Annotated in this window: 16 protein-coding genes; 15 read left to right on the top strand and 1 reads right to left on the bottom strand. The window is 63.0% G+C overall.

All coding sequences use genetic code 11. The features are described 5' to 3' along the window. Positions 1-62 precede the first annotated feature (62 nt). The 7 genes from OX459_RS11265 (at position 63) to OX459_RS11235 (ending at position 9792) form a co-directional block, all read left to right on the top strand. Positions 63-2147 (top strand): glycosyltransferase, encoded by a 2085-nt coding sequence (locus OX459_RS11265; protein ID WP_289905074.1) that lies wholly within the window; start codon positions 63-65, stop codon positions 2145-2147. 15 nt (positions 2148-2162) lie between these two features. After that, the gene (locus OX459_RS11260) at positions 2163-3635 is read left to right on the top strand and encodes a lipopolysaccharide biosynthesis protein (RefSeq protein WP_289905073.1); all 1473 of its coding nucleotides are present in this window, start codon (positions 2163-2165) and stop codon (positions 3633-3635) included. A 2-nt stretch (positions 3636-3637) separates the two neighbouring features. Then, a complete protein-coding gene (locus tag OX459_RS11255) occupies positions 3638-4711 on the top strand; it encodes a glycosyltransferase family 4 protein (protein WP_289905072.1) in 1074 nt (357 codons plus the stop codon). Beyond that, the gene (locus tag OX459_RS11250; protein ID WP_289905071.1) at positions 4701-6272 is read left to right on the top strand and encodes an MBOAT family O-acyltransferase; all 1572 of its coding nucleotides are present in this window, start codon (positions 4701-4703) and stop codon (positions 6270-6272) included. The genes OX459_RS11255 and OX459_RS11250 overlap by 11 nt, the downstream gene beginning before the upstream one ends. A 2-nt stretch (positions 6273-6274) precedes the next feature. Next, complete coding sequence (locus OX459_RS11245; RefSeq protein WP_289905070.1) at positions 6275-7465, top strand: hypothetical protein; 1191 nt, start codon at positions 6275-6277, stop codon at positions 7463-7465. Between the two features lie 41 nt (positions 7466-7506). After that, positions 7507-8700 carry a hypothetical protein gene (locus OX459_RS11240; protein ID WP_289905069.1) on the top strand — a complete coding sequence of 398 codons (1194 nt, stop codon included), beginning with the start codon at positions 7507-7509 and terminating at the stop codon, positions 8698-8700. Between the two features lie 87 nt (positions 8701-8787). Further along, positions 8788-9792, top strand: coding sequence for a 2-hydroxyacid dehydrogenase (locus OX459_RS11235; protein ID WP_289905068.1), 1005 nt, complete (start codon positions 8788-8790; stop codon positions 9790-9792). Here the strand turns inward: OX459_RS11235 and OX459_RS11230 are convergent. After that, positions 9781-10143: a TfoX/Sxy family protein gene (locus OX459_RS11230; RefSeq protein ID WP_289905067.1), complete on the bottom strand. Its 363-nt coding sequence runs from the start codon at positions 10141-10143 to the stop codon at positions 9781-9783. The two genes, OX459_RS11235 and OX459_RS11230, sit on opposite strands and share 12 nt — an antisense overlap. A 98-nt stretch (positions 10144-10241) precedes the next feature. On the opposite strand from OX459_RS11230, the gene OX459_RS11225 reads away from it, so the two are divergent. The 8 genes from OX459_RS11225 (at position 10242) to OX459_RS11190 (ending at position 14707) form a co-directional block, all read left to right on the top strand. Next, the gene (locus OX459_RS11225; RefSeq protein ID WP_251348841.1) at positions 10242-10475 is read left to right on the top strand and encodes a hypothetical protein; all 234 of its coding nucleotides are present in this window, start codon (positions 10242-10244) and stop codon (positions 10473-10475) included. Then, positions 10472-10942: a MepB family protein gene (locus OX459_RS11220; protein WP_289905066.1), complete on the top strand. Its 471-nt coding sequence runs from the start codon at positions 10472-10474 to the stop codon at positions 10940-10942. Before OX459_RS11225 ends, OX459_RS11220 begins: the two co-directional genes overlap by 4 nt. A 52-nt stretch (positions 10943-10994) precedes the next feature. Next, the gene (locus OX459_RS11215; RefSeq protein ID WP_099393589.1) at positions 10995-11441 is read left to right on the top strand and encodes a hypothetical protein; all 447 of its coding nucleotides are present in this window, start codon (positions 10995-10997) and stop codon (positions 11439-11441) included. A 99-nt stretch (positions 11442-11540) separates the two neighbouring features. Further along, positions 11541-12119, top strand: coding sequence for a hypothetical protein (locus tag OX459_RS11210; RefSeq protein ID WP_289905065.1), 579 nt, complete (start codon positions 11541-11543; stop codon positions 12117-12119). A 264-nt stretch (positions 12120-12383) separates the two neighbouring features. Next, on the top strand, positions 12384-12950 hold the full coding sequence (locus OX459_RS11205; RefSeq protein WP_289905064.1) for a hypothetical protein: 567 nt from the start codon (positions 12384-12386) through the stop codon (positions 12948-12950). A 104-nt stretch (positions 12951-13054) separates the two neighbouring features. Further along, positions 13055-13465 carry a GNAT family N-acetyltransferase gene (locus OX459_RS11200; protein ID WP_289905063.1) on the top strand — a complete coding sequence of 137 codons (411 nt, stop codon included), beginning with the start codon at positions 13055-13057 and terminating at the stop codon, positions 13463-13465. Between the two features lie 253 nt (positions 13466-13718). Further along, positions 13719-14018: a hypothetical protein gene (locus tag OX459_RS11195; RefSeq protein ID WP_289905062.1), complete on the top strand. Its 300-nt coding sequence runs from the start codon at positions 13719-13721 to the stop codon at positions 14016-14018. A 44-nt stretch (positions 14019-14062) separates the two neighbouring features. Beyond that, the gene (locus OX459_RS11190) at positions 14063-14707 is read left to right on the top strand and encodes a hypothetical protein (protein WP_289905061.1); all 645 of its coding nucleotides are present in this window, start codon (positions 14063-14065) and stop codon (positions 14705-14707) included. The last annotated feature ends 136 nt before the right edge of the window (positions 14708-14843 follow it).

Genomic DNA, 14843 nt, shown 5'->3' with positions numbered 1-14843 from the left:
CCGCCCGGCGTTGTTGAAACTGCCAATCAGTTTTGTCATGGTAAGACCAAGGAGGCATGTCCTTGTTGACCGTTCTCATGGCGACCTACAATGGCGCCGGCACCTTGCCCCAGGTATTGCGCGCCTACATGGGCTTGCAGTCGCCCAGGGGCGGCTGGCGCCTGGTCATCGCCGACAATGGCAGCACCGACGCCACGGCCCAGGTGATCGCCGCCTTTCGCGGCCGCTTGCCCTTGAGCTATATCTACGTGGCGCGGCGGGGACGCAGTCCCGCCCTGAACGGCGCCGTCGAACACGCCCTGCGCCAAGGGGGGGATGGCGGCGAGCTGTTCGTGTTTGGCGACGACGACGCCATGCCCGCATCCGACTGGCTGTGCCGCCTGCAGGACAGCGCGCGCGCCCACCCCGGCTACGCCCTGTTCGGCGGCGCCATCGTGCCCGCCTGGCGCGAGCAACCGGAGGAGTGGCTGCTGCGCCTGACGCCGGTCGGCTTGACGTGGGGCATCACCAGCGCCGACTTGCGCGACGCCCCCATCTATCCGGGCCTCGTCTGGGGCGCCAACATGGCGATACGCCGCCGCATCTTCGAGGCGGGCGCCCGTTATGACGAAAGCATCGGCCCGCAGGGCGCCAATTACGCCATGGGCAGCGAAACCCGGCTCAACCTGGAGATGCATGCGGCCGGCAATCCTTCCTGGTTCTGTCCGCGGGCGCGTGTGGCGCACATCATCCGCGTCCCGCAAGTGCGGCGCGCCTGGATACTGCGCCGCGCCATGCTGTTCGGCCGGGGCCAATGCCGGCTGGCGACCTTCGCCCCCAGCGTGGAGTTGCTCGGCGTGCCGCGCTGGATGCTGGGCAGATACGTGCGCGATACCCTCGGCGCCGTGCGGGCCTGGCTGCGGCGCGACCACGCCGACCTGTTCCTGCGACAGTGGGAACGGGCCTGGCTGCGCGGTTTCTTCCACGAAGCGTGGCGGGGACGGCGCAAACGCTTGCCGCGCATCGTCATCAGCAGTTATTCGGGCGAGCTGGGCGGCATGGAGCTGCGCATGGCGCAAGAGGCAAGGATGCTGGGCGCGAACGGTTATGACAGCGTGCTGGCCCTGCGGCGCTTTCCCGGTTTCAGCCAATGGGCGCAAGGCTTGCGCGCGCAGCAGCTGCAGGTGCGCGTGTATGAGCCGCCCTTGTTTCTCGAACACTGGGCCTGGCGGCGCTGGAACTGGCTGCGCGCCAGGGTCACGGGCGCGTGGCGGCTGCGGCGGCTGCGGCCCGATATCGTCCACGTGGCGTTTTGCTGGACCAGCTATGGCGCTTCCATCCTGTGGCTGGCCCGGCAATGCCGGCTGCCGGCCGTGATCAGCGTGCACAATGCGTTTCCCTTGGAACCGTTCAGCGACTGGCAGCGGCCCCGGTTGCAGGAAGCGTTTCGCACCGTCAAGGGCGTGTACGCCGTGTCGGCCTCGTCCATGCAGCATTTCCTCGACCTGTACCGCGACATGCTGGCGCCGGACACGCGGCTGGCCGTGATTCCCAACGGCGTCGATACGGAGACCTTCATCGTCTCGCCGGAACGGAGAATACTGGCGCGCAAGCAGCTGGGGCTGCCGCCGGACGCGCTCGTGCTCGGCTGCGTGGCGCGGCTTTCCGCACAGAAGCGCCCGCAAGCGCTGCTGGCCCTGTTCGCCCGCCTGGCGCCCCGGTTTCCCCATTTGTATCTGGTGTTCGTAGGCACGGGGCCGCTGGACGCCATGCTGCGGCTGCAGGCGCAACAGACGGGCTTGCAGGACAGGGTCGTGTTTGCCGGTTTCCAGCAGCGCGTCGAATGGCTGATGCCGGCCTTCGACCTGCATGTGTTGCTGAGCAAAAATGAGGGTTTCGGCATCGCCACCATCGAAGCGATGGCGTGCGGCGTGCCGGCCGTGGGGACGGATGTGCCGGGCACCCACGATATCCTGCACGACAGCGTTGGCGGCTTGCTGCTGCCGCTGGACGACGAGCACGCGGCCTGCGCGGCCGTGGCGCAGCTGCTGATGGATGCGCCACGGCGCGCCCGCATGGGACGGCTGGCCCGCGAAGAAACCGTGCAGCGCTATTCGATGCCGCGCCTGGAGCGCCAGCTGCGCCAGTTCTATGCCGGCCTCGTGTAGGCGCCGGTCACGGGCATGAACGCCACCCGCCATTCGTTTTTCTTTTCCTTCGCCGAAAAATACACGGTGCTGCTGCTGGGCATCATCGCCACCATGGTGCTGTCGCGCCTGCTGACGCCGGCCGAGGTGGGCGTGTATTCGCTGGGCGCCGTGCTGGTGGCCCTGGCACAAGTGGTGCGTGACTTTGGCGTGGGACAATACCTGATCCAGGAAAAGCAGCTCGACATGGCGAAATTGCGGGCTGCGCTGGCCACCAGCCTGCTCGTCGCCTGGCTGCTGGCGGGCGTGGTGCTGCTGGCCAGCGCGCCGCTCGCGCAATTCTATGGCGAACCCCGGCTGACCCTCGTGCTGCGCCTGCTGGCCATCAATTTTGTCCTGATCCCGTTCAGCGCGCTGACCTTGCCGATGTTGCGCCGGCAACTGCGCTTTCGCGCCATCTACGCCATCAATGCGGCCAATAGCGCCGTCAACCTGCTGGTGGCCGTGCTGCTGGCGCTGCAGGGCTGCAGTTATATGAGCATGGTGTGGGCGGCGCTGGCCGGTTCCTGCGCGTCGCTGCTGGTGAGCCTGCTGGTGCGTCCCAAGGAGCTGCCGTGGCTGCCGGGACGGCGGGGCATGGGCGCCATCGGCCGTTTTGGCGCGTATGCGACGGGGGGCGGCCTCGTCGACGAGGCGGGCGTGGCGGCGCCGGACCTGATCATCGGCAAGCTGATCGGCATTGAAAGCCTGGCCCTGTTCGGCAAGGCGCAAAGCGTGCTCAATATCTTCAACCAGGCCATCACCAGCGCCATTTCTCCCGTCGTGTTTCCCCTGTTCGCGGCGCGTGCCCGCGGGGAAGGGGGGCAGGGCGGGGCGGAACTCGTGTATCTGCGCACGATCAGCTACATGACGGCGCTGGCCTGGCCGTTTTTTCTCTTTCTCGCCTGCATGGCTTTGCCCCTGGTCAAGGTGTTGTATGGCACGCAATGGCTAGGCTGTGTGCCCTTGATCCGCATCATGTGCCTGTCCTCGGCCGTGTATAGCATGTTCAGCATGGCCCGCTACCTGTTCGTGGCGACGGGCCAGCTGCAGGCGCAAGTGCGGCTCGATGCCTGCGCCGGCGGCATCAAGGTGGCGCTGCTGCTGGCCGCGGCGCCGTTCGGCCTGGTGGCCGTGGCCTGGGCCGTGGTGCTCAGCAACGTGCTGCGCAGCTGGCTGAACTACGGCTGTCTGCGGCGCTTGAGCGCCCTGGACTGGCGCATCCTGGCGCGGGCCTTGCGCAAGAGCCTGCTGCTTTGCGGCGTCAGTAGTGTCGCGCCCGTCGCTGCGCTGCTGTGGCTGCCCGTGGACACGCCGGCGCTGCTGGCGCTGGCGGGCACGGCGCTCGTCACCTTGCTGTGCTGGCTGGCGGGGATTTTCCTGTTGCAGCATGAGCTGGCCGGAGAATTTTTGTTATTGCAACGCAAGCTGGCGGGACGCTGGCTGGCAGTCAAATGGACGAAAGGATGACCATGCGTGTCGGTATCTTGTCCTACCCGATGCTGTTCCAGCGCGACGGCGGCTTGCAGATCCAGGTACGCGAAACCATTGCCGCGCTGAACCGGCTGCCCCAGTTGCCGGCGCGTCCCCTGGCCGTGCAGCTGGTCGACGCCAACCATCAGCGGCTGGCCGATTTCGACGTGCTGCACGTGTTTTCGGCGAGCAATGGCACCTACCGCATCATGGAAATGGCCAGCGAGCAAGGCGTGCCCGTGGTCCTGTCGCCGCTGCTGTCGCCGGGCTGGGGCCGGGCCAATGCCTGGCGCGCGCGGCTGGCCGACCGGCTGGCGGGGCGCTTGACGGAGTGGATGGTGCAGACGAGCTATGCGCAGACGCGGCGCGCCCTGCAGCTGGCCGACGTGGTGATCGCCCTGGGCGAGGCGGAGCGCGACGCGATCGTGCACGGTTTCGGCATGCCGGCGCAAGCCATCCGCGTCTTGCCGAACGGGATCAACCCGCATTTCTTTACGGCCAATGGCGACCTGTTCCTGCGCGAGACGGGCATCGCGGGGCCGTTCGTGCTGATGGTGGGCAGCATTTCGCCGTATAAAAACCAGCTGGGTCTGGCCCAGGCGCTGGCGGGCGCCGGCTTGCCCCTGGTGCTGATCGGCGCCGCGCCGCGCGAACAGCAAGCGTATCTGCAGCAATTGCTGGACTTGCCGCACGTCAGCTGGCTGGGCGCGCTCGACCACGCCGACCCGCTGCTGGCCAGCGCCTACCATGCGGCGGCCGTGGCGGCCTTGCCCAGCCAGGGCGAAGTGTTTCCCTTGAGCGTGCTCGAAGCGCTGGCGGCCGGCACGCCTGTCGTCATGACGGCGCAAAGCGCGCTGGACTTGCCCGATTCCGCGTTTGCGCTGCGCAAGGTGCGCTGGGACGATGGCGCCGCGCAGCGCCAGGCCATCCTCGCATTGCTGGCGCTGCCCCCCGGACGCGGACGCGTGCAAGCGCTGGTGGAACGTTTTACGTGGGAACGGGTGGCGGCGCAGATCGCCGAGTGTTATTACCAGGCGCAGTCGCTGCCGGCCAGGAGGCAACATGCTGTTTAATTCCTTCGCCTTCCTGTTCGGCTATCTGCCCATCGTGCTGGCCGGCTATTTTCTGCTGGACCGCTGGGCCACCGCCGGCGCCTCCGCCAGCTGGCGCCGCCTGGCACCGGCCACTTGGCTGGCCGGCGCATCGTTGTTCTTCTATGCCTGGTGGGATGTGCGCTACCTGCCGCTGCTGCTGGCGTCCATCTGCGTCAATTACGCCGCCGGGCGCCTGATCGGCGCGCGCGCAGGCGCGGCCCGCAAGCGCGTGCTGCTGGCGGCGCTGGCGCTGAACCTGGGTTTGCTCGCCTACTATAAATATGCGAACTTCTTCATCGACAGCGTGAATGCCGTCGCCGGGCTTGCCGGTGCTGGCGCTGGCAGCCTGCCGTGGTCCGGCCTCGATATCATCCTGCCGATCGGCATCTCGTTCTTTACCTTCACGCAGATCGCCTTCCTCGTCGATTGCTACCGGGGCGAGGTGCGCGAATACCGTTTCATCCATTACGTGCTGTTCGTCAGCTACTTTCCGCACCTGATCGCCGGGCCCGTGCTGCACCACCGCGACATGATGCCGCAATTCGCCGACCCGGCCAACGCCCACCCGCGCGCGGCCAATTTCGCCATCGGCCTGTCGATCTTTACCATCGGCCTGGCAAAAAAGGTGCTGATCGCCGATAACCTGTCGCCGCTGGCCATCCCCGTCTTCGCGGCCGGCGCCACGCCCACCCTGATCGAAGCGTGGATCGGCGTGCTGGCCTACACTTTCCAGCTGTATTTCGACTTTTCCGGCTATTCCGACATGGCCATCGGCCTGTCGCGCCTGTTCGGCGTGAAATTGCCGCTGAACTTCAATTCGCCGTACAAGGCCGCCAATATCGCCGACTTCTGGCGCCGCTGGCACATGACCTTGTCGCGTTTCCTGCGCGACTATCTGTATATTCCCCTGGGCGGCAGCCGGCGCGGCGAGGCCATGCGCTACCGCAACCTGATGCTGACCATGCTGCTGGGCGGCCTGTGGCACGGCGCCGGCTGGACCTTCGTCATCTGGGGCGGCTTGCACGGCCTGTATCTGGTGCTGCAGCAGGCGTGGCAGCGGGTGTTCGGCGCGGCGCGGGCGTACCGCTGGCTGCGCTGGTGGCCTGGCTTGCTGACTTTTCTTGCCGTCATGCTGGCCTGGATCTTTTTCCGCGCGCCCGACGTGGCCACGGCCTGGGATATCGCGGGCGCGCTGGTGGGCGCGAACGGCGTGAGCCTGCCGCGCGGCCTGGCCAGCCATGGGGCCAGCCTGGCGCAGTGGGGCATGCATCCCGCGTTCGACGGCATCCGCTGGATCGAACTGGCGGGACCGGGCTTGCCCGTGCTGCTGGCGGCGATGTTGCTGGCCTTCAAGGCGCCGAATACGCAAGAAATATTCTTTCTCTACGAGCCTGCCATTGAAAGAATCTTTCAGCCGGCAGGGCGCTGGGCCTTCAGCTGGCGTCCCACGCGCCGCTGGAGCGTGGGCTTTGCCGCGCTGTTCATCGCCTGCATCTTCGGCATGAACCGGGTCACCGAATTTCTCTACTTCCAGTTCTGAACATGGACACCGCCGCCCGCCATTACCTCACCGGCTTTTTCGCCTGCGTCGGCCTGGTGCTGGGCGCCGTCTCCTTGCTCAATTACCAGGTCGATCCCTATCTGCTGCACCAGTGGGACAGCCCCTTGCTGCAGCGCCCGCGCCAGCTCAATGAAAAGCTCGGCGCCTGGGCCAAGACCTACGCCGTGGCGCGCTACCGTCCCGCCGTCATCTACATCGGCAATTCGCGCACGGAACTGGGCTTGCCGACGGGCGTGCGCGCCTTGTTCGACGGCAAGAGCGTCTTCAACAGCGCCGTGTCCGGCGCCTCGATCGGCGACGCCATCCGCCTGGCCGAGCATGCGGCCAGGGTCAGCCGCGTCGAGACCATGGTGTGGGGCGTCGACGCGCCCACTTTTTCCCTGGACATGGGCGCGGCGCGGGTGGAAGACAGCCTGACGGGCGCCGAGCACGGCTTTTTCGCCCGGCGCGCCCTGGTCAACCTGAAGCGGGGCCTGACCCTGGACATGACGGAAGACAGCGTGCGCATCCTCACGGGCAAGGCCGGCGACGTCTGCCGCTCCAACCTGGCCCTGTACGGGCAGCGCGACGAGACGTGCACCCGCAAGGGCATGCGGCACTGGCTGGGAACGAAGGACGCCATTCCCGTGCGGCTGCAGGAATTCGGCGACGGACTGGGGCCGACGCCGCCCTCGACACTGGCGCTCGACGCCAGCATCGCCAAGCTGTGCCGCAGTGGCCTGCGCCTGCGCCTGTACATCAACCCCACGCACGCGCTGACCTTGTACGCGCTGCACTGGCGCGGCAAGTGGGATGCCATGCAAGCCTGGCAGCGGGGACTGGTGCAGCTCGTCGAGCGCCACCGCCTGCACGGCTGCGACGTGCGCCTGCATGATTTTTCCGGATTTAACAGCATCACGACGGAAGCGACCCCGCTCGTCAGCGGCAAGCCCGACATGCATTATTACTGGGAAGTGTCGCATTACCGGGACAATGTGGGCCGTTTGATCCTGGCGCGCCTGTTCGGCGGCGACACGCCGCCGCCGGCCGATTTCGGCGTGGAACTGACGCAGGCCAACGTCGACGACCACCAGGAGGCCATGCGCGCGGCGCGCGACCGCTATGGCGTGGAACACGCGCACGAGGCGGCCTATGCGCGGCGGGTGCTGGACGGGCCGCTGATCCGGCGCTGAACGCCATTTCTCTACTCATTTTGCTACTTCCCGTGCTGACCATGGATACCACCGCCCGCCGCTATCTCGCCATCTTCTTCGCCTGCGTGCTGGCCGCGCTGGCCCTCGTGTCCGCCGTCAATTACCACGTCGATCCGTATCTGCTGCACCAGTGGGACAGCCCGCTGCTGCAGCGATTGCGGCCGACGACCGAAAAGCTCAGCGTGTGGGGCAAGACGTATGCCGTGGCGCGCTACCGGCCGGCCGTCGTCTACATCGGCAATTCGCGCACGGAAATGGGCTTGCCGACGCATCGCGTGCGCACCTTGTTCGCAGGCAAGAGCGTCTTCAACAGCGCCGTGTCGGGCGCCTCCATCGGCGAAGCCATGCGCCTGGCCGAGCATGCGGCCAGGGTCAGCCATGTCGACACCATGGTGTGGGGCATCGACGCGCCTTCGTTCTCGCTGGAACTGGGCTCGGCCGGCGTGGAGCCGGGCCTCACGGACCCCGGCCCCGCGTTTTTCGCGCGGCGCGCCTTGCTCAACATCAAGCGCGGCCTGACTGTCGACATGACGCGCGACACCTGGCGCATCCTCAGCGGCAGCTATGACGGCGTGTGCCTGTCCAGCCTGGCCTTGCACGGCCAGCGCGACGAATCCTGCCTCACCAGCCGCAACCGTACCTGGACCGGCACGGCGCGCGCTTTCACGCCGCGCCTGCAGGAATTCAGCGACGGCCTGGGCCCCACGGCGCCCGCGCTGCACGCCTTCGATGCGAGCGTGGGGAAACTGTGCCGTGGCGGCACGCGCCTGCGCCTGTACATCAATCCCACGCATGCGCTCACCCTCGACGCCCTGTACTGGCGCGGCAAGTGGGCTGCCATGGAAGCGTGGCAGCGCGACCTGGCGAACATGGCCGGACGCTACCGGCGCCAGGGCTGCGACGTGCGCCTGCTTGATTTTTCCGGCTTTAACAGCATCACCAGCGAGCCGATTCCCCAAGTGACGGGCGCGCGCGAGATGCGCTATTACTGGGAAGCGTCGCACTACCGGGACAATGTGGGGCGCATGATCCTGGCGCGCCTGTTCGGCGGCCCGGAGCCGCCGCCGGCGGACTTCGGCGTGGAACTGACGCAGGCCGGCATCGACGCCCACCAGGCGGCCATGCGCGCCGCGCGCGAGCGCTACCACGCGCAGCACGCCGAGGAAACGGCCTACCTGCGCCACGCGCTGACCTTGCCCCGCGAACCCAAATAGGCGGCCGGCGGCGCCAGGCGTACGGCGTGGGGCAGGGCGCTTGCGCTATGATAATGTTTTGCCATCCAGCAAGTTCCAGGACTCCCCATGAAAATCGCCTTCTTTGCCAGCCAGCCCTATGACCGCCGTTTCTTCGACGAAGCCTTGCCGGCCCAGCCCGATTCCGCCGGCATCGAACTGGTTTACCACAGCGCCTTGCTGAGCCAGGAAACCGTGGTCCTGGCGCAAGGGGCCGATGCCGTGTGCGTCTTCGTCAACGACGTGCTCGACGCGCCCGTGCTGGAAGCCTTGCACGGCTACGGCGTGCGCGCCATCCTGCTGCGCTGCGCCGGCTACAATAACCTCGACCTGGAAGCGGCCAGGCGCCTGGGCCTGTTCGTCGCCCGCGTGCCGGCCTACTCGCCGGAAGCCGTGGCCGAATACACCTTGGCCCTCGTGCAAACCCTGAACCGCCACACGCACCGCGCCTACGCCCGCGTGCGCGAAGGCAATTTCTCGCTGGACGGCTTGCTGGGCGCCACCCTGCACGGTAAAACGGTCGGCATCGTCGGCACGGGCAAGATCGGCCTGGCCACGGCGCGCATTTTCAAGGGTTTCGGCTGCACGGTGCTGGGCCACGATCCGTTCCCGGCGCCCGCGTTCGCGGACCTGGGCACGATGGTGGAGCTGCCGCGGCTGCTGGCCGAGTCCGACATCGTCTCGCTGCATTGCCCGCTGATGGACAGCACGCGCCACATGATCAGCGAAGCAACCTTGCCGCTGATGAAGAAGGGCGCCATGCTGGTGAATACGTCGCGCGGCGGCCTGATCGACACGGGCGCCGTCATCGAAGCGCTCAAATCGCGCCAGCTCGGTTCGCTCGCCATCGACGTGTACGAGCAGGAAAGCAATCTGTTCTTCCAGGACCGCTCGTCCGACATCATCGACGACGACATCTTCCAGCGATTGATGACCTTCCCGAACGTGCTGGTGACGGGCCACCAGGGCTTCTTCACCATGGAAGCGCTGCGCGAGATCGCTGCCATCACGTATCACAACCTCGCGTGCTTCCGCCAGGGCAAGGCGTGCGAAAACAGCGTCTTAACCAGCTGACACCTGTTTTTTAGGCTTGGGCGGCGGCTTGGGTTTCGGCAGCGGCAAGGCGTCCGCCGTGCGCCGCGCCAGCTGGCTCAGCCAGTCGCGTTCGTCCCACAGCCCGCCATCGATGAGGAAATACGGCTTGGCTTGCGGATAGGGCGGCGCTTCCTGCAGCGTGCCTTGTGCGCTGATCCAGGCGCGGCCCGCGTCCGTCGGCTTGATAAACAGCTGGTCGTCGGCGACGATGGCGAACATCTTGCCGTCGCAATACAGGCCATACTCGCCAAACATTTTTTTCGCGCTGATGCTGCCCGCGCCCGCCATCTGGTCGAGCAAAAAATCCACCGTGCCTTGCTGTGATGCCATGTCGTCCTCCGTGTGAAAGAACAGTGTAGCGCACTGGCCAGGACGGGCCGCGGCGGCTACACTATCGCCATTATTTATTTTGCATTAGCTATTTTGCCATGACACCCCAGCATATTGTTCACCGCGGCATCCGCATCGCCACCCTGGCCGCCGGCGATGCCATCGAATCCCATTGCGCACCGGGCCAGACGGCCATCCGCGAGCAGGGCGACGGCTGGTGGCTGTACTTTGTCGACGAGGATGGCAAGGTCGACGGTTATGACAGCCCGTTCGCCAGCCATGCCGAAGCGCTGTGGGCGGCCAAGGCCGCAGCCGAGTTCAGCGCGCAATGAAGGCCAGTCCCTGGGCTTTCCTGGGCTTGCCGCAAGCCCCTGTGCCGGAAGCGGAAAGCGCGGACTACGGCGCCTGCCGCGCCGAGCTGCACGGCAAGCGCCTGGTCTTGCGTGTGGCCAAAACCACGCCGACGAAGATCGGCCAGTTCGTCACCGTCTGGAAGCGCCCCCATCCCGACGCCGACATCGCCCCGCTGGATGAAGCGGACCCCGTCGACATCGTCATCATCGCCGTGGCAGACGAAGACGGCGCGCGGCACGGCTTTTTCATCTTCCCGCGCAGCGTGCTGATCGAGCGCGGCGTCATGTCGCGCGCCGCCCAGGGCGGCAAGCGCGCGCTGCGCGTGTATCCGCCGTGGTGCGCGCCGGAGTCCATCCAGGCACAGCGCACGCAGCGCTGGCAGGCGGCGTGGTTTGTGACGGCGGGGGATCAGCAGGGGCTGGCAAAGCTGCTGGACATCGCCTGACGTTTCCGGCCCAGGGGCAGATATACATACTGAACGGCATGGGAAAGCGGGAATGAAGTCCTTTTTTGATGGAAAAATTTATCTGACGCTTTTTGTCGTGTTCGCGATCTTCGTTCTTTCCCAGCTGGGCCGCAATGACACGCCCAAGCGCGGTCCCGACGTCATGCAGTTCATCGAGAGCGACCTGGCCGAAGTGCTGCAGAACGGCGGCAATGTGATCGACCGGACGAGCCGGGTGCAGCTGCATGGTGTGGTCTATTCGGTGCGCTTCAAGGACGAGGGCTGGAGCGCTGCGCTGCGCGACAGGAATATCGCCACCTTGCGCAGGCTGGACTGGACGCAGCGTGCACCGGCCGTGCTGTGCAAGATGGGCGCGCAGGCGACCATCGGGGAAGGTGAGAGCATGTATCGTGGCCAGGGCACGAATAGCATCAATTTCGACTATAGCGCGAAGACCGTCAGGGCGTGCGCGGCGCCGGCCCCATCGTCGAGTTACTAGCGCTTTGGGGCGGCTCCAGTATCCGGTGCGCGATCGCGTCGGAATGGCAGCGTTGCCCTGCCTGCCTGGACAGGAAATTCAAAGAAAAAGGAGAGTGAAATGCAATTGCTTATAAATAAATATGGTCAGCACATCATTGATGCGGCGGCCAGGCTCTCGCAGCGTGAAAATGTTGCAGTATTGATCAATTTCATCAGGCGCCAGGCGCCATTGATGGAGCAATTCGATGTCCGCTATGGTGAAAACAGGTCCCGGTATTTTTTGAACATGGTCGAACTGTCATTGAATGGGGAGGCCTGCTTTCAAGATGAACAGGTATTGGGGAATATGCTGGCGACCCTTGATTCGGAAATTCCTGACAGCGAGGAGTTTGGCGATATCGAGGGCGATCTTGCACAAAATGCGCTTATTTCAGCCAGTTATGCGATTCAGTACATGCAATATGGCAAGCTTGCCGATTTTTGCGCTTCGGTAGAAAAAGTGCTTGAGACGGTGGATGTACTCCACTACTCAGAAAATCCCGATTACGATGAGCGCAAAGCGATGATGCGGGAAATCGGATTGCTTGGCCTTCTCGTCCGTGGGCTTAGTGTTCCCCTGACGAACACGGTGCTTGAAAATCTGGACGAGATCGCCAGAAATGCGCCGATAGGGGCAGATAGCGCTGAAATTTCTTGATGGCTGCCACCACCTCGGCTGTGGCGCAATCTCCGCCCAAGCACAGCGCACGCAACGCTAGCAGGGTGGTTTGTGGCGGCGGAAGATCAGCCAGGGCTGGCAAAGCTGCTCGGGCCGTGATTGTTTCCGTTCACCTTAGAATTTATCTGCACCTTGCCGCTGTGATATAAGGGCTTGAGAAATCTCTTTTTATCAGGATGGTAATAAAATCTTTATTGAGGTATTGTCATCGTCCGCTGGCGGCCAGAAGCAGCCGTTGACTTCATGAGTGACAGAGAGTTGACCATTCGAATGCAGTTTTTAAATCCACGAATCAAAGAATTCATTATTGTCTGTGTGATATTGACCTCATGTGCGACATCCGTATTCGCGCAGGAGCCGGGGCGAATGGCCCAGGTTGCAAAAGAGTCGTCTGGGGCCGAAAGCTGGCTGCATATCTATCGGGATGTATCGCCAATGATCGTTCCAGCCGATAAATGCCCATATGACGAATATCTGAATTTAGATCATGTGGAAGTCAAAGGGGAGTGGGTACTGGTGCATATAAGGACCATTCGTGATGGACCTTCCACGGAGTACCATGGCAAGCTGATACTGAGCACCTTGGCTATTGCCTGCGAACGGGTCAAGTTCGGCCACCCTTATATAGCCGGCTTTCACGATGTGGAAGGACGCATGCCGATGCACGAAACCACCCTTACCTTTGCGGAGCTGGATCGGCTTGCCAGTGGGCGTATACCTGCCGCAAATTCGCCAAGTGCAATCTATTATCGCTTTGCCTGCCTTGGCCTTAAGCCGCGGCCAGAGGAGGTCGGGTGGACTGGGTCCTGAAAAGGACGGCGACTTCCTCCTGCCACCTTCAGTCAGTCGAGCACAGGCGAAATTCAATGACGCCGTGATAACTTCCAACGGAACCGTATTGTGCAATCCAGCCTATGAATATTAACTACACATCCGATCAGCCATGCGCCGAGGCGTTTAAGGCCCTGTACGACACGACTGGCTGGGGGCCAATATCGCGCGGGACTGCTTTCTATCAAGATTCACTTGACGGCTCCTGGTGTTCGCGATCCGCCTATTTTGGCGGCCAGTTGGTTGGTTTTGTGCGTGTCATTTCGGATGGCCGCTTGCATGCGTTTGTCACCGAGATGATTGTTCACCCCGAATTTCAACATCAAGGAATCGGGGCCGCGTTGCTTAGTGCAATTCTTGACGATTGTCGCGATGCTGGCATTTCAGATGTCCAGCTTTTCAGTGCCAAAGGCAAGTCGATATTCTACGAAAAACTTGGATTTTCCTCACGGCCGGAAGATTCGCCTGGCATGCAATTCAATGCAGCCACCTGACTAGTCGTTCAAACCATCGCTGAATGACAGTTGCGGAGCAAATCGTATGTCTCATGTGGCGCGGAAATTCCCAATAACGGCAACCGGCCAGAAACGGACGCCTGGACGCTTGCCAATTCGTCTGGCCACACAAGTTCCATAATGCGGATTCAGGCCGGCGGTGTCGTTGCAAGCGAGAATGGGCTGCGGCACTGAAGCCCCCCGGTCTTTTAATCTCTGGGCCCGCCGGCTCAGCTACAAGTCAGGTTGCGACATGGAGTATTCGTTTTCACGCTTGATAATTGCGGCTGGCTTGGCTTGTTTAGCCATGGGCATGGCCGCCATTCAACAGATGCGCCTTGGTCGCCCCCTTCGTAAAGTAAAAAACTTCCTGCTGAAATTAGCGGTATTAATCTGGCTGGTGAGCGGGCTATTTGTCGGAACATTCTACAGTCACGGATTCGATGTGGCGTGGTACATTTTTGGCGCCGCCGTCAGTCTGGCCGGATGTGTCGTTGCGGGCATTGTGGTCCTTGCCTGGGCGGTTTTCACAGGGCGCAAGCAGGACAGTTAAGTGCTCTCAAGTGGGGGCGGACAGGATCTAAAAGGCCAAGTTTAATGTGGAATTTTTTTAAGCGTAAAAATACGCCAGAATTGCCTATCACGCCTCAGATTGTGGCGCAGGTTGAAGTTGAGATAAGTCAAAATAGGTCTGCAGAAAAAAATAAAATATCCTTCTCGTGCGCTGAAAAAATTCTTGAGTGTTTTGAAAACTCCCAGGGACTTCTTGCACCTGACAGCGAGAGTGAACTCGACTCGCCGCGGGTGCGCCAACAACTCTACAAAATTCTGCTGGAGCGGCCACTCGCGCCATACTCCACGCTAATTCGACAAGTCTTCGAGAAGGAAGTGCAGTATAGAATTGCGCTTTGGAATGGGACAATTAAGGATGATGGTGATTCTTACGAAGGAATTTATCGTTGTGCCTACTTGCTTTATCGCCTCGGCAGCACAAACGATATCCATAGCCTTTGGGTAGCAAAGCATATAAATATGGATGTCGGAACATCAATGGGCGTGGAATTTTTTATTGGGGCGGGATTTCAAGCGACAGTTTCATATTTGGCAGAATCGAACTTGCAGGATGCGGATGAAATATCCTCTTACGTAGCCGGCTGGTTCGATCAGGACGATTCAGAAAAATGGCAAAAGGACTGGGAGCTAAGTATGGTGCAGAATATTTCAAGTGCCAGCGATGCGTGAAGCCCCACAACGGCGCCAAACCTGCCAACGGCGGCAAGCAGCCGGAATTCGGCACGCCAGCAAACGCGGGCCGCAATTCATCCGGGAAAATGACCGTCCATGGCTGATATTTGACGGCCTGTCGCAATCCCGCATG

The organism is Janthinobacterium sp. SUN026 (assembly GCF_030397625.1).
GTDB lineage: Bacteria > Pseudomonadota > Gammaproteobacteria > Burkholderiales > Burkholderiaceae_D > Janthinobacterium > Janthinobacterium kumbetense.
This window is presented reverse-complemented; position numbering and strand designations above follow the sequence as displayed.

What these genes read in the sequence shown, in the direction of transcription:
- OX459_RS11260 (WP_289905073.1), top strand. Translation starts at nt 2,163, where the DNA reads ATGAACGCCACCCGCCATTCGTTTTTCTTTTCCTTCGCCGAAAAATAC.
- OX459_RS11255 (WP_289905072.1), top strand. Translation starts at nt 3,638, where the DNA reads ATGCGTGTCGGTATCTTGTCCTACCCGATGCTGTTCCAGCGCGACGGC.
- OX459_RS11250 (WP_289905071.1), top strand. Translation starts at nt 4,701, where the DNA reads ATGCTGTTTAATTCCTTCGCCTTCCTGTTCGGCTATCTGCCCATCGTG.
- OX459_RS11245 (WP_289905070.1), top strand. Translation starts at nt 6,275, where the DNA reads ATGGACACCGCCGCCCGCCATTACCTCACCGGCTTTTTCGCCTGCGTC.
- OX459_RS11240 (WP_289905069.1), top strand. Translation starts at nt 7,507, where the DNA reads ATGGATACCACCGCCCGCCGCTATCTCGCCATCTTCTTCGCCTGCGTG.
- OX459_RS11235 (WP_289905068.1), top strand. Translation starts at nt 8,788, where the DNA reads ATGAAAATCGCCTTCTTTGCCAGCCAGCCCTATGACCGCCGTTTCTTC.
- OX459_RS11230 (WP_289905067.1), bottom strand. Translation starts at nt 10,143, where the DNA reads ATGGCATCACAGCAAGGCACGGTGGATTTTTTGCTCGACCAGATGGCG.
- OX459_RS11225 (WP_251348841.1), top strand. Translation starts at nt 10,242, where the DNA reads ATGACACCCCAGCATATTGTTCACCGCGGCATCCGCATCGCCACCCTG.
- OX459_RS11220 (WP_289905066.1), top strand. Translation starts at nt 10,472, where the DNA reads ATGAAGGCCAGTCCCTGGGCTTTCCTGGGCTTGCCGCAAGCCCCTGTG.
- OX459_RS11215 (WP_099393589.1), top strand. Translation starts at nt 10,995, where the DNA reads ATGAAGTCCTTTTTTGATGGAAAAATTTATCTGACGCTTTTTGTCGTG.
- OX459_RS11210 (WP_289905065.1), top strand. Translation starts at nt 11,541, where the DNA reads ATGCAATTGCTTATAAATAAATATGGTCAGCACATCATTGATGCGGCG.
- OX459_RS11205 (WP_289905064.1), top strand. Translation starts at nt 12,384, where the DNA reads ATGAGTGACAGAGAGTTGACCATTCGAATGCAGTTTTTAAATCCACGA.
- OX459_RS11200 (WP_289905063.1), top strand. Translation starts at nt 13,055, where the DNA reads ATGAATATTAACTACACATCCGATCAGCCATGCGCCGAGGCGTTTAAG.
- OX459_RS11195 (WP_289905062.1), top strand. Translation starts at nt 13,719, where the DNA reads ATGGAGTATTCGTTTTCACGCTTGATAATTGCGGCTGGCTTGGCTTGT.
- OX459_RS11190 (WP_289905061.1), top strand. Translation starts at nt 14,063, where the DNA reads ATGTGGAATTTTTTTAAGCGTAAAAATACGCCAGAATTGCCTATCACG.